The sequence below is a fragment of the Halomonas sp. I1 genome, from assembly GCF_032334135.1.
Lineage (GTDB): Bacteria > Pseudomonadota > Gammaproteobacteria > Pseudomonadales > Halomonadaceae > Halomonas.
Genome location: NZ_JAVXUS010000007.1, coordinates 1 through 21,643 on the forward strand (window position 1 = coordinate 1; position 21,643 = coordinate 21,643).

The following is a 21,643-nucleotide window of genomic DNA, read 5'->3' on the forward strand; positions in this document are numbered from 1 at the left end:
GATGGGGTTGTCGTCGCTCATTCTGTCCTCCTGATGACTGCACTATACCCTGTGCAGCTATGGAGGGGGTCACTTCAATTGGCCACTGGGCTATAGGGTGCCCAACACTGGCCTGTTTGTTACGTTGCTTTAACATTTTAGTGGGGCGTGCTTGGTGGCCTGACTGTCCAAGCTCCTGATAAGGGCTGATCCAAGCGGCCATAATTTGCTTACCAAACTGCCTCAAGGGCCTGTTCAGATCATCACTCTAGACAATGAGTAGGAATGTGTCGACCGCATAGCTGTGGCTAAGACGGTAACGGCCGTGCAGGTGTTTCTTTGGAAATCTCAGGGCTCTGAAGACCACGGAGCTGCGCTTTTTTCTTGAATTCAGGGTTCCTGTTTAGTATGATAATAAAATATTTTTCTTTTATTTATGTCTAGTGGTCTCTATGTCCCCCCTTTTGCCGCACATAAAGGCCTGATCTTTAAGGTAAGTTGTTCTGGAAGGCGGGAGGAAGTTATTATCTAAAGTTAGGCTATCCCATGGTGCAGGTGGGGCTGTTTCCTTATTGTATCTAAGGATGAGAGAAGTTGAGGGAAGATGGTAGCTGGGTTTCTCAGGAATAGCTTTGTAAAGGGAGTGTTGGGGCATTGGGGCATTGGGGCAACAAGGCCAGCTAAAAGATCTTAAGAAAGCTTTTAGCTGGTTTTGTAAGTAGGTGGGCTTAAGTGTGTAGTGGAACGTTGGTGCCTTTCTGTTGGGGGGGGGGGGGTAAGTTAATATTAAAAGTTTTAATGGATAGGGGTCTGTTAGCTTCCGGTTTTTTTAAAAGTGTTTTGCCTTGAGAGGGTTCGAGAATTTTTTGCTAGGTTGGTTTTTTAGTTATGATGGTAGATATGAAGATTTTTTGCGTTAATTGTGATTGTTATGAATAGAGGTAATGGGCTGATAGAGTGTTTAGTCCGTTCTCGGCTAAGAGAGTTGGTATGAAACTAATAATTCATTTTGGTATACATCGAACCGGTAGCACATCAATACAGGAGTGCTTGAGTAATAGCTATAATATACTGAAGAGCCATGGTTTTTTGTATCCTAGGTTTAGAGGGTTTAATAGCCATGTTAGGATGCCATGGATGTTAAATGGCGGAAAAATAACATCGGAAGAAGTTATTAGGGATATTGAATTCCAAGTAAACCCCCTTACGCATACTATTATTCTATCTGCCGAGGATTTTTGCCTTGTTCAGGATGCTTCGTTCTTTTCTAGGCTCAGAGAGAGGTATGACGTTAGCGCTGTTGTCTACTTAAAGAGACAGGATTTATGGCTTGAGTCTTGGTATAATCAACATGTTAAATGGCCTTGGGATGAAAAGTTTTCGTCGTCAACGCCAGATGAGTTTTTGAGAAGACATGATAAAGATTTTTCGTGGATTGATTATTATAAACTTGTTAAGGACATAGAGAGGCGTGTTGGATTGGGTAATCTTTATGTTAATGTTGTTGATGAGTCGGGTGTGAAGGATACGGTTGGTGATTTTTTAAATCATCTATCTATAGACCCGATGTGGCTAAACGATTATTCTGACAAGAATTCATCTCTCTCTTCTGCCAAGCTGGATATTCTTAGAAGAGTTGATACCTATGGTCTTTCAGGTAAAGCAAGGCAGAGAGTTATCGAAGCCCTGGGTTCTATGGAGATAGAGGAGGATAATGGAAGTAAGCTGGTGTTTGATGATTCTCAGGTGAAGAGAATACTTTCATGTTATGATGAGTCGAATAGAAAGGTGGCTAGAGAATATTTCTCAAGAGATCGCCTTTTTTATGATGAAGTCAAGCTTGGGAGGCAGCCAGTCTTTGTTTCTGATGAGAGGGCATATAAGTATTATATACCTCAAATTTTGAAGGTTTTGTCAGATTCTTGAGCTCTAAATGGTTATAGATGTTGAGGTAAATCTTTTTGTAATCTCTCAAGATGGAGGGGGTGATGCTGCTGGGTTTTTCTTTTTGGAAAGATAAGTTTTTAATGGTGTGTCGGTTTGCAAAGTTTCATTATAAGGCCTTTAGGCATGCTGGGGAGTTGAGTGTATGTCAAGACAATCTGCATAAAATAAAAAAGAAGGATATTCTTCTTTTCTCTGTGATGAAGGATGAGGCGCATCGGCTTCCTTATTTTATTGATTATTATAGAAGTCTTGGCGTTGGTCACTTTGTTTTTGTTAATAACGCATCTTCGGATCATTTTGATGAGGTTGTCGTTGGTCAGGAAGATGTGACAACTTTCTATACTGATGCTAGCTATAAGTCATCAAATTTCGGCATGCATTGGGCCAACTATCTTCTGAGGAAGTATGGTAGTGGTCATTGGTGTATGACTTGTGATCCAGATGAGTTTATTGTCTATCCTGAAATGGATGGGCGTGATTTGCGTGATTTAACCGATTACCTTTCATCTGTTCGTGAAGAGTCATTCTTTACCTGCATGGTGGATATGTACGGCGACAAGCCAGTTGAGGACTGCCATTACGAGGAGGGGGCCGACCCACTAGATACGTGCCGCTATTTCGATAGAGCAGGTTACGTAAAAAAATTCTCGGCTCCGCTGCGTAATATATGGCTTCAGGGCGGAGTGAGAAGGCGGGTCTTTTCTAGGGAGGCTCCGGAAAGTGCACCTGCATTGAACAAGGTGCCGCTCGTGAAATGGAAGCCACATTTTTCCTATGTCGAGTCAATGCACATGGCAATACCTCGAAGGCTGAACGAGTGTTCCTCGCCCAGCAAGTCGACAGGTGCCTTGCTGCATTTCAAGTTTATCAGCCAGCTCCGCAAGAAAGTCGACGTGGAGATGCAGGCCAAACAGCATTTCAATGATTCCTCCGAGTACAAGCAATATGACAGAGTGATCAGGGAGCACCAGGGATTGTTCAACCCTACGGTATCGGAAAGGTACGAAGATTGGCGGACGTTGGCCAAGCTTGGATTGATCAACAGAGGAGAGTGGTAAGCCAATGAAGATATCATTCGTACTGTTGGCGCATGAGCCTCCGGATCAGCTCTATCACTTGATCAAATCCTTGCTTTCATCCGGTTCCGACATCTACGTCCACTACGACGCCGGATCACCCCATGATCTGGAGGCGGCTTCGCGGGACTGGGGGCTCGACGACCTGCTGGGCACGCTCCACTTTGCCGATCGGGTCGACGTTGTCTGGGGGGAGTGGTCCATCATTCAGGCAACACTCAACTGCCTCTACTTGGCTCGGAGTCAGAGATATGGCTGCGATTGCCTAATGCTGATTTCGGGTTCCTGCATGCCGGTCAAACCGGTCGATAGCCTACGTCAGCACTTGGTCGAGGCGGCCAAAGACCATATCGAGGCCGTCAATGCTGAGGCAAACCGATGGGTAACGGATGGCATACAGAAGGAGCGCTGGGAGTATTATCACATCTTCAACTGGCGCTTTCAGGAATTTCGCTTCAGGGCTTCGAATAAGCTGCAGAAACTCCTGGGTGTCAAGCGCCAACTTCCCTTGGGGCATACGGCCCATATGGGATCTCAATGGTGGTGCCTTCGTACCAAGACAGTCGATGCCGTTCTGCGTTTGATCGATGAAAATGAGGAGATGGTTAGCTTCTACCGTCGGACTTGGGTCCCCGATGAACTGTTCTTCCAGACTCTTGTAGCCAATCTCGTTTCAAGCCATGAGATTAGTATGGCGCCACTGACACGCTACCAGTTCAATAGTAAGGGCGTTCCACGTGTCTATTATGATGATGCATTGCCTGAGTTGTTGGGTGAAACACAGTTTTTTGCACGCAAGATATCGCCTCGGGCCTTGTCGCTAAAGCAGTCACTGGCCAGTATCGGTGCAATGAGTCAGGAAGAGTATCGAGGTTATGTTGACACGAACTATGATGAGTTTAGGCTTCAGTTTGTTGACTCTTTGGAACTAAGTTTGGAATCCCAGGCTAATGCCTGGCACTCTCTGGTGTTGGCACCCAGTGAGCCTGCCGACTTCTGCAAGAGGATTCCGATGCCGCTTGTGGTCATCTGCTCCCTGGATGGCACTATCAAGCAGCAAGTTCGTAAATCTTGTGCCAACCTCCCGGGTGCTGCCGTCCACGGCGACATATTGGAGTCAAATGAGATTGACTTCGGGGATGGTAAGGACATGGTGTTGGGCTACCGGCGCGATAATCCTGCCGTTGCCCGCCATCGTTGGCATTTTTTCCTGGGAGATCTGGCGGCATATCATGCGCAAGACAATTGCATGTTGTTCACCATGGGAGAAGAGGCTGTTGAGTACCTCGATGCCTTGCGCTGGACTCACGGCCTCACAGTCATAGCACTAGTGGACAAGTCGCCACTTGCAAAAAAGGGTTATGATTTGCGTCAGCTTTTCGAATTTAGTCAATTTCACCGAAGAGAACATGAGTTTAATCGAAGGCTGCAAGAGCTGATGGCGGATAGGTACTGTGATTACTATGTTGTCGATGCCAGTGATCATGATCGTGTCACCGACATTGTCATGTCGCGGATGAGGTAACTCCTGAATGATAGGCCCCCGTGTGCAAGTTGTCATGAGGACCAAGAATCGTCCCCTGTTCCTCGCCCGTGCGCTCCAGAGCGTGGCTAGCCAGACTTACCCTGACTGGCACTGTACCGTGGTCAACGATGGTGGAGTCCCAGGGGAGGTCGACAAAGTGGTCGCTGCTCTTGGCGATGATATTCGCCCCCAGATATCTATCATGCATAATGCCTTCTCAGTTGGAATGGAAGCGGCCAGCAACGTCGGGCTGTGTGACTGTTCAGCGGACTACTATGTTATTCATGATGATGATGACAGCTGGGCCCCGGACTTCCTGGAAGTGTGTGTTAATGCCTTGGAAAGCCAGAAGGCCGGTAGCGTACAGGGAGTGGTGGCTCGTACCATCAAGGTGATGGAGGGCGTGGAAGGGGATGAGCTTATTACACGAAAGACGTCTGTCTTTTTGCCGGAGGTGACTTCGTTCACCATCCCTCGAGTAGCTCAGAATAACCCCTTTATGCCAATCGCCTTTGTGTATTCGAAAAAAGCGCTGGAATTGCTCGAAGGGTATGACGAAACGCTGCCCGTCGTAGGAGACTGGGAATTCAATCTTCGCTTTGTTCGTCACTTCGATATCGCCTACGTGCCCAATACGACTGCCTATTATCATGTGCGGATGGGGTCACGAGGTGACAGCTCCGATAATTCCATATCGAAGGCTCTGAGTCATCAACACTATCGTTCCCTGATCATCAATCGTCACATTCGACAGGCAATGGATGAAGGTTCGTTGACATTGGGGCATATGCTGGCTGCTGCGGAGCCGGGGCTACACTCCAACCGTTTGGGAGAGAAGTTGAGCCACTGGTACCCGAAACTCAGGAAATGGCGTCCTGGTGCTCTGTTGGCCAGGATATGGGGTGGAAAATGAGGTGCTGTCTAGTTGGTGCTGGCTTCTCCGGCGCGGTGATCGGTCGCGAGCTTGCCGAGGCTGGCCACGAGGTCACCATCGTGGATGCCCGCTCGCATATTGCCGGTAACTGTCATACCGAGCGTGATGCGGAGACCGGGGTGATGGTCCATGTCTATGGCCCGCATATCTTTCATACCGATGACCAGGAGGTGTGGGAGTACGTCAATCGGTTCATGAGCTTCAAGCCCTATGTGAACCGGGTGAAGACCACCTCCAAGGGCCAAGTCTTTTCGCTACCGATCAATCTTCATACGATCAATCAGTTCTTCGACAGGACCATGCGGCCCGACGAAGCGCGTGAGTTTATCGAGGAGCAGGCGGATACCACGATCGAGGATCCGCAGACCTTCGAGGAACAGGCGCTGCGCTTTGTTGGCCGGGACCTCTATGAAGCTTTCTTCAAGGGGTACACCCAGAAGCAGTGGGGCTGTCATCCTAGCAAGCTGCCGGCCAGCATCCTCAAGCGGTTGCCGGTGCGTTTCAACTACAGCGACAACTATTTCTTCCATCGTTTCCAGGGCATGCCGGAAGAAGGCTATACCAAGCTGGTAGCGGCTATCCTCGACCATCCGAATATCGATGTGCACCTGAATACCCGCTTCGAGCGTGGTCAAGCCGCTGGGTATGATCATGTCTTCTATTCGGGGCCGTTGGATGGCTTTTTCGACAATGAACTGGGTCGACTCGGGTACCGGACCCTGGACTTCGAGCGCTTCACCTACCAGGGCGATTACCAGGGCTGTGCGGTGATGAACTATGGTGAAGAATCAGTGCCTTATACGCGCATCACCGAGCACAAGCATTTCTCTCCCTGGGAAGAGCACGAGGGCAGTGTGTGTTATCGTGAGTACAGTCGAGCCTGTGGACCTGACGACGTGCCCTACTACCCCATTCGCCTGGTAGACGAGAAGGCATTGCTGGCCAAGTATGTCGAAAAGGCTCGACAGCTCGACAAGGTAACGTTCGTGGGACGCCTGGGCACCTACCGCTATCTCGATATGGACGTCACCATCCGAGAGGCACTGGATACGGCTCGTGGCTTCCTCGAACGTCTCAAGAATGACGAGCCCATCCCGGCGTTTTTCGTCGAGGCATAGGCCATACAGTGACTAGCAGACGAAATGGCTGACAAACAGACGACCTTGACGCCGCCACCTGCCCCCATTCGGCTGGTGGCGGTGATCGTTTCCTTCAATCGTTGCGAACACCTCAGGCAGGGGATCGCGGCAGTTCTCGATGAACCCGTTGCCGGGCTGGTGGTGGTGGACAATGGCTCGACCGATGGCAGTCGGGAGTGGTTGGCCAGCCTGGATGATCCGCGCCTCGAGGTGGTGACGCCGGAGCGTAACCTGGGGGGAGCCGGGGGGTTCGAGCTTGGCTTCCGGGTCGCTCTCGACACCTTTCAGGCCGATTGGCTGGTGTGCTTCGATGACGATGCACGCCCGGCATCCGGTGCACTGCGTGCTTTCGTGGAGCAGGACCTGGACGGTGTCGATGGGGCCGCGGCCGCGGTCTACTATCCGGATGGCGGTATCTGCGAAATGAATCGGCCGAGCTGGAATCCGTTCTGGCATGGGCGACTGCTATGGCGAACGCTGCTGGGCACGCTGACTGGTCGCTCCCGCGAAGGCTTTCACCTGGCAGATCATCACTATGCCGACGAAAATCCTCTGGAGATTGATTCTTCCTCCTTCGTGGGGTGCTTCATTCGTGCCGAAGTGGTGCAGCGAATCGGGCTGCCGAGAGGTGAGCTATTCATCTATGGTGACGACATTATCTATACATTGGCCCTGCGCAAGGCTGGGGGCCGCCATGTCTTTCTGCCAGGCGTACGTTTTATACATGATTGTTCGACATTCCAGGGGGAGGTGGTGCGTTATTCACCACTCTGGAAAGCTTACTATACCTATCGCAATGGCCTGGTAATGTATCGTGTCGCTGCCGGCCCTTGGTTTCCGCTAGTTGTGCCAGTAAAAATGCTAAGCTGGTTGCTGGCCGCGCGCCATTATCCGCAGAAGCGTCGGTATCTACGGCTATGCGGCGAGGCATTTCGCGATGGCCTACGCAGGCATCCGGGCTGTTCGCATGATGAGCTGACAAGGCGGTATCCCTGATATGCCAAGAACCGCCAAGACGCTTTCGGGCTTCGAAGCTTACTCTCATATAGCAGCCCGTTTCGCTGATGCATGTTCGTTGCTGATCGGTGGCTTCCTGGCTTACTGGCTGCGTTTCGGTTCTCTCGCAAGCATGGTCGAGCGTTATCAGTGGATGATGCTGTCCGGCATGCTGCTGGGAATGGTGATCTTCGGCTCCTGTGGCCTCTATCGTTCCTGGCGCGGCGCGGTGCGTGTCGAGCTGGTAGTGAGGATCGTGCATGCCTTCATCATCCTGGGCGGCACCATCTTCACGTACCTCTACTTCACCAAGACGGGGGCTGAGTTCTCACGCCTGTGGCTCGGGATGTGGCTTCTCAGTGCCTTCATCATGTGTGTCGGCATACGCACCGTCGCCTATCCACTGTTGAACCGGCTGAGAAGCCATGGGCGCAACCGCAAGAACGTTATCCTGATCGGTGACCTGGAATCCTGTCTGAGGGCTCATCGACAGATTTCCGCCCAGCCGTCGGCAGGGTTCGACATCCGGGCAGTACGCCTGATGGATGCCAGCGGCTGCCAACATTTCAACGTCGACGACTGCTGTGCATTCGACAGTGAGCGAGATGCCGGCCTGGTCAGCGACGAGATCTGGGTGTGTCTACCACTATCACGCGGGAACCTGGTCGAGCGGCTTCTCAATGACCTGGATCACTGTATCGGCAATATTCGTTATATGCCGGACATGCGGGGCATTCGCCTTCTGAACCATGATATTTCCACGGTGGCGGGGCTATATGCGTTCGATATGAGCTGTAGCCCCATGAGCGGCAGGGCACGTTTCCTCAAGGCTATGGAAGACAAGCTTCTGGCCGGGATGGCGCTGGTCCTGCTCTCACCGCTGATGTTGGTCATCGCGCTTTCCGTCAGGCTGACGTCGCGAGGCCCGGTGTTGTATCGCCAGGAGCGCATGAGCTGGAATGGCCAGCGCTTTCAGATGCTCAAGTTTCGCAGCATGGCGGTGGATAACGAGCGCGATGGCGTGTGCTGGGGAAATGCGCAGAACAAGCAGGCCACTATGGTGGGACGCTTTCTGCGGCGCGTCAGTCTCGATGAACTGCCGCAGTTGATCAATGTGCTCAAGGGTGAGATGTCGCTGGTCGGTCCTCGTCCTGAACGTACCGTTTTCGTCGAGCGGTTCAAGCACGAAATTCCCGGTTATATGCAGAAGCACATGGTGCAGGCGGGAATTACCGGCTGGGCCCAGGTACATGGCTGGAGAGGCGACACCGACCTGCATGAGCGTATCGAGCATGATCTCTGGTACATCGATAACTGGTCGATATGGCTGGATCTCAAGATTCTCTTTCTCACGGTATGGCGCGGCATCTTTCAGTACGATGCTCGATAAAGCGGCAAGAATGATCGATTCAAGGTGAACAACTTATGCAGATTCTGGTGACGGGGGGCGCGGGCTACATCGGTTCACATACCGTTGTCGAGCTGCTCGCGGCAGGCCATGATGTCGTGGTAGTCGATAATCTCTGCAATGGCTCCAGGGAGGCTCTGTCCAGAGTCGAGCACATCGCCGGCAGGCCTATCGCTTTCACCGAGTGTGATATCCGTGACCGTGAGGCCCTGGATGCCGTATTCGTCGAGCATGATATTGACGCCGTGATTCACTTTGCCGGCCTCAAGGCTGTCGGTGAAAGTGTCGAGAAACCGCTGGAATACTATGAAAACAACGTGAATGGTACCCTGGTGCTTTGTCAGGCCATGGCAGCGGCAGGCGTCTATCGCATCGTCTTCAGTTCCTCGGCGACCGTTTACGGTATCGAGGCTCCGGTTCCCTATCTGGAACATATGCCTCGTGGTACGACATCCAACCCTTATGGAACCTCCAAGGGGATGGTGGAGCGTGTGCTGGAAGATCTGGCCAGTGCAGATTCTCGGTGGTCGGTGATATTGCTGCGCTATTTCAACCCCATCGGTGCCCATCCATCCGGGATGATCGGTGAGGACCCCCTGGGTATACCCAATAACCTGATGCCCTTTATCGCTCAGGTGGCCGTTGGCCGGCGCAAGGAGCTGACGATTTTCGGTAATGATTATCCGACGGCTGATGGTACCTGTGAGCGGGACTATCTCCATGTAGTGGATCTGGCCGTGGGACACCTCAAGGCGCTCCAGGTGAATCGTTCGGGGGTTTCGGCCTATAACCTGGGAACCGGCAAGGGGGTTTCGGTCATGGAAATGGTCAACAGTTTTACTCGGGTTACCGGGGTGGATATCGCGTATCGCTTTGGCGAGCGCCGGGCCGGCGATCTGGCTGCTTTCTGGGCCGATGCTTCCAAGGCAAGAGATGAACTCGGGTGGACGGCTGAAAGGGGGCTGGATGAGATGATGGCGGATACTTGGCGCTGGCAGTCGCTGAATGCTGATGGGTACCGTGATTGACCGGTACCTCAGCGTTGGTGACACGTGAAGCTCCTTGCGGCCAGCCAGGGACCCGGCGGTTGGTAGGTCATGATTCTTGATGCAGGTCGAGATTTATCCTGCGTTTGACGTGTTATGCTCACTTCCGGGCATACGACAAGGTGCCCAATGCATTGTTGAACAAGGAGGCCAATGATGGCGCAAAAGAAACAGACGGAAGCCGTTCAGGAGCAAGCACAAGCACAAGCTCAGGCACAGACGGTCACGATCGATGGCAAGGAGTACCCGCTGGATCAGCTCAGTGAATCGGCACGTCAACAGGTCGTCAACCTGCGTGTTACCGATCAGGAAATTCAGCAGCTGCAGCAGCGCCTTGCGATTGCCCAGACGGCACGCACGGCGTATTCCAATGAATTGAAGGCCGAACTCGACAAGCTGGAAGCAGCAACCAGCTGAGCCGGCTCGACAGTACCGGCCGAAAACGGGGATGCCATCAGGCATCCCCGTTTTCGCTGGGGCGGGATACGTCGTCAGGAAAGCCTTGAGCTGTCGCGTGACGTCGGGCGCCGAGTGGCGGCTTAACTGGGCGCTACGGCTTCAAACCGTTACAATATGGCGACACGTCACTTCCTCCATCGATGTCGGGTGATCGCTATGCACTGCCCCTTTTGTGGCGCCAATGACACACGGGTGACCGACTCACGTCTGGTCGCGGATGGTGATCAGGTACGTCGCCGGCGTCAGTGCGCGGGGTGCAGCGAGCGTTTTACCACGTATGAAACCGCCGAGCTGATCATGCCGCGGGTGATCAAGTCGGATGGTTCTCGGGAACTCTTCGATGAAAGAAAGCTGCGTGCCGGCATGCTTCGTGCCCTGGAAAAGCGACCGGTCAGTGCCGAGTCCATCGAGGCTGCCGTCGAACGCATTCGCCAGACCCTCAGGGCGCGCGGTGAGCGTGAGGTGCATGGCCGGGATGTCGGCGAGGAAGTCATGCATGCCCTGAAGCGCCTCGATCAGGTGGCCTATATTCGTTTCGCTTCGGTATATCGCAGTTTTCAGGATATCGATGAGTTTCGTGCCGAAATCGATCGACTGGCCCAGGAGCCCAGCTTCCGCCCCGACGGATCGGGGGAGTCATGACGTCGCCTGCGCCACCTGAAGCCTGGATGGCACGTGCGATTCAACTGGCACGCCATGGGCTCTATACCACGCATCCCAATCCCCGGGTCGGTTGCGTCCTGGTCAAGGAGGGGCGACTCGTGGGGGAGGGGTGGCATGAGCGTGCGGGTGAGCCTCATGCTGAGATCCATGCCTTGCGCCAGGCCGGTGAAGCGGCAAGGGGCGCCACGGCCTATGTCTCCCTCGAACCCTGCTCCCACCAGGGGCGTACCGGTCCTTGTGCGGTGGCGCTGGCCGAGGCCGGCGTGGTCAGGGTCGTCGTGGCCATGCGTGACCCCAACCCCCTGGTGGCGGGACGTGGCATCGAGCACCTGCGCCGTGCGGGTGTCGAGGTCGTGGAAGGCGTGCTGGAGAACGAAGCGCGCGAGCTCAACCCCGGGTTCATTGCACGCATGGCCCGTGGGCGTCCCTTCGTTCGGCTAAAGATGGCCATGAGCCTCGATGGCCGCACCGCGATGCGTTCCGGCGAGTCTCAGTGGATCACCGGCCCGTATGCCCGACGTGAAGTGCAGCGCCTGAGGGCGCGCTCCAGCGCGGTGATGACCGGTGTCGAGTCGGTCATTTTCGACAACTCGCGCCTGACCGTGCGGGCCGAGCAGCTCGAACTGGATAATGCCGAGGCGATCGCCGAGCGTCAGCCGCTGCGTGTGGTGGTAGACTCCCGGCTGCGCTTGCCGCAGGCGGCAGCCTGCTTGCGCGAGCCGGGACGTACCCTGGTGGCGACAGTGGACGACCATGACGATGAGCATCGCGAGCGGCTCGAGGAGGCCGGCGCCGAGGTCGTGGTGTTGCCGGCCGGGGCGGAAGGGCACGTCGATCTGGCGTCCTTGCTGACATATCTCGCCGAGCATGAGGTGGCCAACGAGGTGCTGCTGGAAACCGGTGCCACCCTGGCCGGCGCGATGCTGGACGCCGGCCTGATCGATGAGATGCAGTTGTTCGTGGCGCCGACCCTGCTTGGCGGCGAGGCCCGTCCGCTGTTCGAGTTGCCGGGCCTGACGCGGATGGACGAGCAGCGGCCACTCGATATCCGTGATATCCGTGCCGTCGGTAACGACTGGCGGATCATCGCCGTTCCCCGGTGATGCTAGTGTCCTAGCGCCGCGTCCGCATCCACGAGCCGATTTACTGGCGCCGGCGTTCCTGCCACGGTACCCTGACGCGGTTTCGAATCGGGCGACGCCCGATGGCGACCCCCGCGTCTTTCTGATGCGACAGTCGCCACGCTCAATTACGGAGACTCCATGGTGCACTCCTCTTCCGGGGGACTTTCCCCCATTCCAGAGCTGATCGAGGATATCCGCCAAGGGCGGATGGTGATCCTGATGGATGATGAGGATCGCGAGAATGAAGGCGACATCATCATGGCCGCGGAGAAGGTCGAGGCCGAGCACATCAACTTCATGGCGCGCCATGCTCGGGGGTTGATCTGCCTGCCGATGACGCGCGCGCGTTGCGAGCGTCTGCAACTGCCCTTGATGGTCAGCGGCAACGGCTCCGGGTTCGGTACCAAGTTCACGTTGTCCATCGAGGCGGCCGAGGGTGTGACCACCGGTATTTCGGCCGCTGATCGGGCGCGTACGGTGCAGGCGGCGGCGGCGCGTGACGCCAAGCCAGAGGATCTCGTCCAGCCCGGCCACATCTTTCCCTTGATGGCGGAGCCGGGCGGTGTGCTGCGGCGTGCCGGCCACACCGAGGCGGCCTGCGACCTGTCCGCCCTGGCGGGGCTGGACCCCAGTGGTGTCATCTGCGAGGTGATGAACGAGGACGGCAGCATGGCCAGGCGCCCCGAGCTGGAAGACTTCGCCCGGGAGCATGGCCTGAAGATGGGCACCATCGCCGAGCTGATTCATTACCGTATCCACAATGAGCAGACCGTCGAGCCCGTGGAGTCCATGCCCGTCCAGACACCGCATGGTGAACTGACGCTGCACGTCTTCCGGGATCGCATCCAGGGGGCGCATCACCTGGCCCTGGTCAAGGGTCAGCCGAGCCCGGAGGCGATCACCACGGTGCGCGTTCACCTGGCCAACGTCATGCGGGATCTGCTGTCGTTGCAGAAGGGCGAGCACGATAGCTGGACCGCACACGAGGCGGTGGCTGAAATTGCCCATGCCGAGCATGGTGTCTTCGTGCTGCTCGATGATGGTCGTCCTCGGCAGGACCTGAACGAGCTGCTCGACCTCTTTCTCGAACGTCGCCGGGCGCCACGCTCCACCGATTCGGATGGCGCCGGGAATTACCTGACCATCGGGACCGGCTCGCAGATTCTTCGCGATCTCGGTGTGGGGCGGATGCGCCTGCTGAGCTCCCCCTGGCGCTTTTCGGCGCTGTCCGGCTTCGACCTGGAAGTGGTCGAGCGGGTGGAGCCCGGCGAGACGTCGACCCGCGATGGCGAGGGCGACATCTGAACGTCCCGCGTCGGATATACGCAAGCGCGCCCCTCGAGGGGCGCGCATGATCGGATTCATCAGGAAAGAACCATGCAACCGATTTCTCAAGTCGAAGGAAGCTTCGTCGATGTCGATGGCCGCTATGTGATCGTGGTCGGTCGTTTCAACCATCATGTGGTCGATAGCCTGGTGGAAGGGGCGGTGGATAGCCTGGTGCGTCATGGCGTGGATGAGGAGCATATCGATATCGTGCACACGCCGGGTGCCTGGGAGTTGCCGTTGGCGATCCAGCGGGCGCTGCGAGTGGCTCGTCCCGATGCGGTCATCGCCCTGGGCGCGGTGATCCGCGGTGGCACGCCGCACTTCGAGCATGTGGCCGGTGAGTGCAACTCGGCCTTGAGTCGCCTGCAGCTCGAGTTCGAGACGCCGGTCGCGAATGGCGTGCTGACCGTCAACTCGATCGAGCAGGCCATCGAGCGAGCCGGTACCAAGGCGGGCAACAAGGGCACCGAAGCCGCCATGGCGGCGATGGAGATGGTCTCGTTGATGCGCTGCTTCGATACGTCATCCGAAGGGGGTGAGCAATGAGCGGGCGAGAACGCGAGCCTTCCAGGGCCCAGCAGTCACGTCGTGCCGCTCGTGAGCTTGCTGTGCAGGGGTTGTACCAATGGCGGATGACCGGCAAGTCGATGGCTGCCGTGGAGGCCGAGTTCCGTGGCCAGGTCGCCGATGAGGACCTGGAAGACCACGAGAACTGGCACAAGGTCATGGAAATCGCCGACCTGGCGCTGTTCCATGAGCTCCTGACCGGTGTGGCGGGCCATCACGAGGAGATCGATGAGCAGCTCGCGCCCGTTCTCGACCGCCGTCTCGAGGATCTGGATGCCATCGAGCTGGCCATTCTTCGCCTCGGAACCTTTGAACTGGCCTACCGTCTCGAGGTGCCTTACCGCGCGGTCATCAACGAAGGTGTCGAGCTGGCCAAGTCGTTCGGCGCCACCGAGGGGCACAAGTATGTCAATGGCATTCTCGACAAGCTTGCCGCCCGGCTGCGTGCCTCCGAGGTCAAGGCGCGTCGTCGCTGAAGGCGGTTGACCGGATGCATAGCGAATTCGAACTGATCACCCGTTATCTTGCGCCCGCGCCGACCGGCACGGAGACAGGCGTGGCGCTGGGCGTCGGCGATGATTGTGCCCTGCTCGACCCCACGCCGGGCGAGCGGCTGGTGGTCAGTGTCGATACATCCGTGGCCGACGTGCATTTCCCCGCCTCCGCGCCTCCGGATGCCATCGGACACCGGGCATTGGCGGTGAGCCTCAGTGACCTGGCGGCGATGGGGGCTCGAGCACGCTGGTGCGTCATGTCGCTGACGCTGCCGGAAGCCGATGGCGATTGGGTAGCGGCTTTTGCGAGCGGTTTTCATGCCCTCTGCCGTACCACCGGGGTCGTCCTGACGGGCGGCGACGTGAGCCGCGGTGAGCTAGCCGTCGGTGTCACCGTGATGGGCGAGGTCCCGCCGGCGGCGGCGCTGACGCGTGCCGGGGCAAGACCGGGCGACTATCTGGCGGTCACCGGTTGTCTGGGCGGCGGGGCTGGCGGCCTTTCCCGCTGGTGGGAAGGCGATCGCGATCTCGCTTCTCCGCTGCTTCGTCGTTATCTGCTGCCTCAGCCGAGGCTGGCGGCGGGCGTGGCGCTACGCGGTTTGGCCAGCTCGGCCATCGATATCTCCGATGGACTGCTGGCGGACCTCGGCCACCTGCGCCAGGCGTCCGGGGGCGGCGCGGTGCTGACGCCCGACGCACTGCCCTTGGCCGAGGGACTCGTCAAGGCGCTGGGCGAGCAGGGGGCTCGACAGGCGGCATTACGTGGTGGCGACGACTATGAGCTGTTGGTGAGCCTGCCACCGGAATGCCTCGAAGAGGCGCGACATCGGCTGGCAGCGCTGGAGCTGCCGTTGACGGTGATCGGACATCTCACCTCTGAGCCCGGCTTGAGCGGTGTCGAGGCGTCGTCGCCACCGGGGTGGCAGCATTTTCCGGGAGAGACGCCATGAATCGCGCCCCACAGAGCGTCTGGCGTCGTCCGGCTCATTTCCTCGCCTTCGGTTTCGGCAGCGGTGCCGTGCCTTTTGCCCCGGGGACCTTCGGCACCCTGGCGGCGATTCCCTGTTACTGGCTGATGTCCGAGCTGCCGCTGGGCTGGTACCTGGTCGTGGTGGCGGTGACCTTCTTCTGGGGCATCTGGCTATGTGACAAGACCTCCCGTGATCTGGGCGTTCACGATCACTCCGGTATCGTCTGGGACGAGTTCGTCGGTTACTGGCTGACCATGACCGCGGTGCCTTTCTCCTGGGAAGCGGCCTTGTGGGGCTTCGTCGTCTTCCGGGTCTTCGATGTCTTCAAGCCATGGCCGATTCGTTGGGCCGACCGGCGTGTCGCCGGTGGCTTCGGCATCATGATCGATGATGTGCTGGCCAGCATCTATGGCTGGAGTACTATGCACTTGTGGTTCTGGTTGCATTAAGTCGCATAGTACCCGAGCCTTGCGGGAAGGCTCGGACGGTGTCGCCGTGACAGGACGTCGCGAGAAGGGGACAAGGAGCGGGGAATGCGCAAGGAACGGTTGATCGTGCCGGTGATCGTGGCTGTGGCCGTTGCCTGGGCCGTAGCTCAGACGATCGCCAGCCTGATGTTCGAACGCGAACTGGCCCGCGCCATTCAGGATCTTCAGGCACGAGGGGAGCTGTCAATCTGGCGCAGCGAGGCCGACCAGGGTTGGCTCACGTCCACGGGGGTCATCCACATTGCGCCGTTGTTCGGCGATGGCTGGCATCTGGATATCACCTACCGGGCTCGCCATGGTCTGCTGAGCACGCGCATGGATGGCCACCTGCAACCGCATAGGGAGCGCACCGGCCAGGCGCGGGTCGAGGTCGCCAGGAAACCGCCGGCCTGGGAAGCCCGTTATCATCCTCTATCCGGTACCTTCGACGGTGCCCTCGAGCTGTCACCTCTGGTCCTGAGGCAGGAAAACCGAACCCTGTCCCTGCATGGTGCCCGGGTGTCGGTACAGGGGGAGTTCGGTGACTGGAAGGTGCGTGCCCACCTGGACTCAGCCCGCCTCGACGATGGCGATACCACCCTCGAGGCTGGACCGGTGACGCTCGAGAGTCGCTATGCCTACATCGATGGCGCCTATCATTTCACGCAGCGAGACCTGCTCAAGATTTCGGGGGTTCATTGGCGGTCACCGACGCTCGAACTGGATGCCGATGAACTCATGTTGCACAGCAAGGCCGAGCTCGACGAGCAGGAGCTGCGCATCCGTGGCGAACTGATTCTGGGCGAGGTGATGTCTGCCGACCAGGTGCTGATGACCGGCAAGGTCGTGGGTGAATTGTCGCGGATCAATGCCGATGCCCTCCGGTCGTTGCTGACGCATCTCAAGGGGGAGGCCGCCCGAGGCGGTAGTGAAGTGACGAGTCGAGACCTGTTGGCCCACCTGGCCGCCGATATCCGCGCCCTGATGCGCGATTCGCCCCGGCTGGACCTGCTCGAGGTCGATCTGGACAGCCCGATGCTCGGCTTGTCCCTGGAGGGGGATGGCGCACTGATCTTCGATGCTCGCGATCTGGAAGCGCTCGAGCCGGAGGCGCTGCTGACACGGGAAGAGCGGCATGACTGGCGCGAGCGCCTCGATGGTGACTTCCTGTGGCGCGATCTGCCGGCGGTGGTGGCGCTGTGGCTGGGGCTTCCGTTGGGCACCGAAGATCTACAGGTCGATGTGGTGAGTGGCGAGGTCCGCATCAATGGTCGACCCTTGCCGCCACTGTCCAGCCGCTTGCCATGACTTGAAGTTCTTGCTCGTCGCCCGCATTCCGTGATCATCACGGGATCGAAAGTCCCGTCCTGTCAGGATAGAGGTACGCATGAGCGACGATAACGAGCAAGGTTTCGATCAGGATGGCCTGGAATGGGTCCAGGCCGACGAGAACGATGAGACATTCGAGTCCAGCGGTTCGGGTCATGCCGTGGTCCCGGCCAGTGACAGCCTGCCCGAACGGGTCTATCTGCTGCCGATCCATAACCGTCCTTTCTTCCCCGCTCAGGTTCAGCCATTGGTGATCAATCGCGAGCGCTGGGAAGAAACCATTCGCCGCGTCGGCAATACGCCACACCAGATGGTAGGACTGGCGTTCGTCGGTGAAACCGGGGTCGAAGAGCTGGGCCACGACGATTTTCCGGTGGTCGGTACGGCGGTCAAGGTCCACAAGCTGCAGGGCGAGGAGTCGCAGCTGCAGTTCATCGCTCAGGGCATGCGTCGTTTCCGCATTCAGCGTTGGCTGTCCAAGGAGCCGCCCTATCTCGTCGAGGTCAGCTACCCCCGCGAACCGGTCGATGCCGAGGACGACGAGACCCGCGCCTACGCCATGTCGTTGATCAACGGCATCAAGGAGCTGCTGCCGATCAACCCCCTCTATGGCGAGGAACTCAAGCACTATCTCAATCGCTTCAGCCCTCATGAGCCGGGGCCGCTGACCGACTTTGCCGCGGCCATCACCTCGGCCAAGGGGCCGGAGCTGCAGGATGTGCTGGCGACGCTGCCGGTGATCGAGCGCATGCAGAAGGTATTGCCGTTGCTGCGCAAGGAGATCGACGTCGCTCAGTTGCAGAGCGAGATCAGCGAGCAGGTCAACGCCCAGATGCAGGAGCGCCAGCGGGAGTTCTTCCTGCGCGAGCAGCTCAAGGTGATCCAGCGGGAACTGGGCATTTCCAAGGATGACCGCGAGAATGATGTCGATACCTTCCGGGCGCGGCTGACCGACAAGGTGGTACCCGAACGGGCCATGGAGCGTATCAATGACGAACTGGACAAGCTCTCCGTGCTGGAGACCGGATCGCCGGAGTATGGCACCACGCGCCACTATCTCGACTGGCTGACCTCGCTGCCCTGGGGCGTCACCAGCGATGACCAACTCGATCTGGCGCATGCCAGAAAGGTGCTGGATCGCGATCACGATGGCCTCAAGGACGTCAAGGAACGCATCGTCGAATTCCTCGCCGAAGGGACCTTCAAGGGGGATGTCGGCGGCTCCATCCTGCTGCTGGTCGGTCCCCCGGGGGTCGGCAAGACCTCGGTGGGGCGCTCCATCGCCGAGGCTCTGGGGCGCCAGTTCTACCGCTTCTCGGTGGGCGGCATGCGCGACGAGGCTGAGATCAAGGGGCACCGGCGGACCTATGTGGGTGCCATGCCCGGCAAGCTGGTCCAGGCGATCAAGGAAGTCGAGGTCGAGAACCCGGTCATCATGCTCGATGAAGTCGACAAGATGGGGCAGTCCTTCCAGGGCGATCCCGCCTCGGCACTGCTCGAGGTGCTCGACCCGGAACAGAATGTCGATTTCCTCGACCACTATCTGGATGTCCGGCTCGACCTCTCCAAGGTGTTGTTCGTCTGCACCGCCAACACCCTGGATTCACTGCCTCCCGCCTTGCTCGATCGCATGGAGCAGATCCGCCTCTCCGGCTATATCGCCGAGGAGAAAGTGGCGATTGCCAAGCATCACCTCTGGCCCAAGCTGCTGAAACGCGACCACATTCCCAAGAAGCGCATCAACCTCACCGATGCGGCCCTGCGCCAGGTCATCGAAGGCTATGCTCGCGAGGCAGGAGTGCGTCAGCTCGAGAAACAGCTGCATCGCATCGTGCGCAAGGCGGCGGTCAAGCTGCTCGAGAATGGTCAGCAGACGATCAAGGTTTCAGTGAAGAACCTCGAGGAATTCCTCGGGGCCCCGACCTTCCGCAAGGAAAAGGTCATGAAGGGCGAGGGCGTGGTCACTGGCCTGGCCTGGACCGCCATGGGGGGCGCGACCCTCTCCGTGGAGGCCGGCAAGGTGCATGCCCTGGATCGTGGCTTCAAGCTGACCGGCCAGCTGGGCGAGGTGATGAAGGAGTCGGCCAACATCGCTTACAGCTATGTGCTTGGCCACCTCGGCGATTACGACGCCGAGCCGGACTTCTTCGACTCGGCCTTCGTGCACCTGCACGTGCCCGAAGGGGCCACGCCAAAGGATGGGCCGTCGGCCGGCGTGACCATGACCACGGCGCTGCTGTCCCTGGCGCGGCACGAGCCCATCGACAGGCCGTTGGCCATGACCGGCGAGTTGACGCTCACGGGCCAGGTGCTACCGGTCGGCGGGATCCGCGAAAAGATCATCGCTGCCCGGCGCAGCGAGATATTCGAGGTGATCCTGCCCGATGCTAACCGTCGCGATTACGAGGAGTTGCCGGACTACCTGCGGGAAGGTGTCACGGTACACTTCGCCGGTCACTATCGTGATGTGGCCAAGGTCGTGTTCGGTTAGTCGGTAACGAGCTTCGAGATGCGAGATGCGAGATGCGAGATTGAGGTTGCGATCTCCGGGTGGCAGGAGACCCTGATGCTCGTCGCTCGTCGCTCGTCGCTCGTCGCTCGTCGCTCGTCGCTCGTCGCTCGTCGCTCTAACGAAAGTCTTCCATCGTTTCCCGGTAGCCGATGAAGGCGTCGCGGCGCTGTTCGGCCTGGGCGATGGCGTTGGTGTCGCCGGATTGCTCGGCGACGTCCTTGGCGACGTCTAGCTGCTCGATGCCCCGGTCGATGTGGCCGGTGAGCTGCAACTGCTCGGCTCGGGCGAGGTGGCCCCAGGCCTTGCGGTCGCTGTGGCCGGCGGCTTCGGCAAGCAGGGCGAAAACCTGGGGATCCTCCGGATGCTGCCCGGCCAGGTCGTGAAGCACGCGGTAGGCCGCATCGGGATCGCGTTGCAGCAGGGCTTCGCCCAGTATCAGTGAGGTGGGCGCATACCCCGGCATCAGGCGCAATTGCCGTCGGCTGCGTGAAATGGCGTCGTCGATGCGGCCAGCCTCCAGCGCGACCTGGGCCGCCGTGGCGGGTAGCATCGCTAGATCGGGATGTCGACGCGCCAGGGCGTCCAGGATATCCAGCGCCTCGCTGGTGCGGCCCTGCTCGGCATCGATCAGTGCCCGCAGGTAGCGCCGAGCGTCCTCGGGAGCCGAGTCGCGGGCCTGCCGAGTGGTGGCCTGGCGAGGGTCGCGGTCATGGATGGCCAGCAGGGCCCTGGCTCGCACCAGCTGATACTCGAGGCTTTCTCCACGAGTGGCATCGACATTCATCTGGTCGACCCGCCCCTGAGCATCGCTGATGCGTGACTCCGTTATCGGGTGGGTCAGCAGGAATTCCGGCGGGTTACCGCCTTGCAGGGCGATCATGCGCTGCATGGTGCGAAACATGTCGACCATGGCCTGAGGGTCGTAACCGGCTCCCGCCATGGTCTGCAGGCCGGTGCGATCGGCTTCGTGCTCGAAACGTCGTGAATAGGACAACTGGTCCTGGATGAAGGCGGCCTGGGAGCCCATGGCGGCGGCAATGCCGGCGTCGCCGCCACCACTGGCGGCGATCAGCATGCCGGCCAGCATGGCGGCCATGGCCGGAATCTGGGTCTGCTCTGCACGCGCCTTGCCACGGGCGTAATGTCGTTGCGACAGGTGGCCGAGCTCGTGGGCGATCACCGAGACCATCGGGGCCTCCTGCTTGGAGAAGGCGAACAAGCCGGCATTGATGCCGATGACGCCGCCGGGCACAGCGAAGGCATTGAGCTGGTCGCTGGCAACCAGGGTGGAGATCGGGCGAATGCCGCCGAGCGAGCTGTAGGGCAACAGGCGTGCCACCAGGGCGTCCACGTATGCCTGGGCGATAGGATCCTGCCAGATGGGCGCATGAGCTCGAAACTGGCGAAGCCAGGCACGGCCGAGCCTGACCTCCTCACCACTGATGGCCTGGGTATTGCCATTGACCAGGCTGGGAAGCTCGGGCGGCTCGAGGTCGAGATCGAGGGCAGCGCTCGGGGTCGCCAGTGCCAGACACAGTGCCGCGATGCCGAGGCAGGTTAAGGGTCGACGTTGCATGGCTTCCTCGTCACGGAACAGGGGGAGGCACTTTCCATCCGACATTGATTCAGTCGACAAAGTGCCTTTAAATCCCAAGAGTTCATGTCGGAGGCGCGCCTC

The 21,643-nt window shown here is 58.4% G+C and carries 19 protein-coding genes; 18 read left to right on the forward strand and 1 reads right to left on the reverse strand.

Translation table 11 applies throughout. From position 1 onward, the window contains the following. The first annotated feature begins 1,116 nt into the window (after positions 1-1,116). The 18 genes from RSO41_RS09535 to lon all read left to right on the forward strand — a co-directional run bounded on the left by RSO41_RS09535 (position 1,117) and on the right by lon (position 19,944). Positions 1,117-1,905 (forward strand): hypothetical protein, encoded by a 789-nt coding sequence (locus RSO41_RS09535; protein WP_315618865.1) that lies wholly within the window; start codon positions 1,117-1,119, stop codon positions 1,903-1,905. A gap of 62 nt (positions 1,906-1,967) precedes the next feature. Then, positions 1,968-2,984: a glycosyltransferase family 2 protein gene (locus RSO41_RS09540; protein WP_315618866.1), complete on the forward strand. Its 1,017-nt coding sequence runs from the start codon at positions 1,968-1,970 to the stop codon at positions 2,982-2,984. A gap of 4 nt (positions 2,985-2,988) precedes the next feature. Continuing rightward, positions 2,989-4,527 (forward strand): beta-1,6-N-acetylglucosaminyltransferase, encoded by a 1,539-nt coding sequence (locus RSO41_RS09545; protein ID WP_315618867.1) that lies wholly within the window; start codon positions 2,989-2,991, stop codon positions 4,525-4,527. A 7-nt stretch (positions 4,528-4,534) separates the two neighbouring features. Next, positions 4,535-5,440, forward strand: a complete 906-nt coding sequence (locus RSO41_RS09550) for a glycosyltransferase family 2 protein (protein WP_315618868.1) — start codon at positions 4,535-4,537, stop codon at positions 5,438-5,440. Beyond that, positions 5,437-6,579: a UDP-galactopyranose mutase gene (gene glf / locus RSO41_RS09555; protein ID WP_315618869.1), complete on the forward strand. Its 1,143-nt coding sequence runs from the start codon at positions 5,437-5,439 to the stop codon at positions 6,577-6,579. Before RSO41_RS09550 ends, glf begins: the two co-directional genes overlap by 4 nt. A gap of 24 nt (positions 6,580-6,603) precedes the next feature. Continuing rightward, positions 6,604-7,596 (forward strand): glycosyltransferase, encoded by a 993-nt coding sequence (locus RSO41_RS09560; RefSeq protein ID WP_315618870.1) that lies wholly within the window; start codon positions 6,604-6,606, stop codon positions 7,594-7,596. A 1-nt stretch (position 7,597) separates the two neighbouring features. After that, a complete protein-coding gene (locus RSO41_RS09565) occupies positions 7,598-8,986 on the forward strand; it encodes an undecaprenyl-phosphate glucose phosphotransferase (protein WP_315618871.1) in 1,389 nt (462 codons plus the stop codon). Between the two features lie 35 nt (positions 8,987-9,021). After that, a complete protein-coding gene (gene galE, locus RSO41_RS09570; protein WP_315618872.1) occupies positions 9,022-10,032 on the forward strand; it encodes a UDP-glucose 4-epimerase GalE in 1,011 nt (336 codons plus the stop codon). A gap of 174 nt (positions 10,033-10,206) precedes the next feature. Further along, positions 10,207-10,467 (forward strand): DUF6447 family protein, encoded by a 261-nt coding sequence (locus RSO41_RS09575; RefSeq protein ID WP_315618873.1) that lies wholly within the window; start codon positions 10,207-10,209, stop codon positions 10,465-10,467. 198 nt (positions 10,468-10,665) lie between these two features. Next, positions 10,666-11,151: a transcriptional regulator NrdR gene (gene nrdR / locus RSO41_RS09580; protein ID WP_315618874.1), complete on the forward strand. Its 486-nt coding sequence runs from the start codon at positions 10,666-10,668 to the stop codon at positions 11,149-11,151. Then, positions 11,148-12,275 (forward strand): bifunctional diaminohydroxyphosphoribosylaminopyrimidine deaminase/5-amino-6-(5-phosphoribosylamino)uracil reductase RibD, encoded by a 1,128-nt coding sequence (ribD, locus tag RSO41_RS09585; RefSeq protein WP_315618875.1) that lies wholly within the window; start codon positions 11,148-11,150, stop codon positions 12,273-12,275. The genes nrdR and ribD overlap by 4 nt, the downstream gene beginning before the upstream one ends. Positions 12,276-12,434: 159 nt before the next feature. After that, the gene (gene ribBA / locus RSO41_RS09590; protein WP_315618876.1) at positions 12,435-13,601 is read left to right on the forward strand and encodes a bifunctional 3,4-dihydroxy-2-butanone-4-phosphate synthase/GTP cyclohydrolase II; all 1,167 of its coding nucleotides are present in this window, start codon (positions 12,435-12,437) and stop codon (positions 13,599-13,601) included. A 72-nt stretch (positions 13,602-13,673) separates the two neighbouring features. Further along, positions 13,674-14,171 (forward strand): 6,7-dimethyl-8-ribityllumazine synthase, encoded by a 498-nt coding sequence (gene ribE / locus RSO41_RS09595; RefSeq protein WP_315618877.1) that lies wholly within the window; start codon positions 13,674-13,676, stop codon positions 14,169-14,171. Next, positions 14,168-14,668, forward strand: coding sequence for a transcription antitermination factor NusB (gene nusB / locus RSO41_RS09600; RefSeq protein WP_315618878.1), 501 nt, complete (start codon positions 14,168-14,170; stop codon positions 14,666-14,668). Before ribE ends, nusB begins: the two co-directional genes overlap by 4 nt. A 14-nt stretch (positions 14,669-14,682) precedes the next feature. Continuing rightward, a complete protein-coding gene (gene thiL / locus RSO41_RS09605; RefSeq protein WP_315618879.1) occupies positions 14,683-15,636 on the forward strand; it encodes a thiamine-phosphate kinase in 954 nt (317 codons plus the stop codon). After that, the gene (locus RSO41_RS09610) at positions 15,633-16,106 is read left to right on the forward strand and encodes a phosphatidylglycerophosphatase A (protein ID WP_275286423.1); all 474 of its coding nucleotides are present in this window, start codon (positions 15,633-15,635) and stop codon (positions 16,104-16,106) included. The genes thiL and RSO41_RS09610 overlap by 4 nt, the downstream gene beginning before the upstream one ends. Before the next feature lie 84 nt (positions 16,107-16,190). Next, the gene (locus tag RSO41_RS09615) at positions 16,191-17,432 is read left to right on the forward strand and encodes a DUF945 family protein (protein ID WP_315618880.1); all 1,242 of its coding nucleotides are present in this window, start codon (positions 16,191-16,193) and stop codon (positions 17,430-17,432) included. 79 nt (positions 17,433-17,511) lie between these two features. Then, positions 17,512-19,944 carry an endopeptidase La gene (gene lon, locus RSO41_RS09620; protein ID WP_315618881.1) on the forward strand — a complete coding sequence of 811 codons (2,433 nt, stop codon included), beginning with the start codon at positions 17,512-17,514 and terminating at the stop codon, positions 19,942-19,944. A 136-nt stretch (positions 19,945-20,080) separates the two neighbouring features. Here lon and RSO41_RS09625 read toward each other — a convergent pair whose 3' ends face one another. Beyond that, on the reverse strand, positions 20,081-21,541 hold the full coding sequence (locus tag RSO41_RS09625) for a M48 family metalloprotease (RefSeq protein ID WP_315618882.1): 1,461 nt from the start codon (positions 21,539-21,541) through the stop codon (positions 20,081-20,083). Positions 21,542-21,643 lie beyond the last annotated feature (102 nt).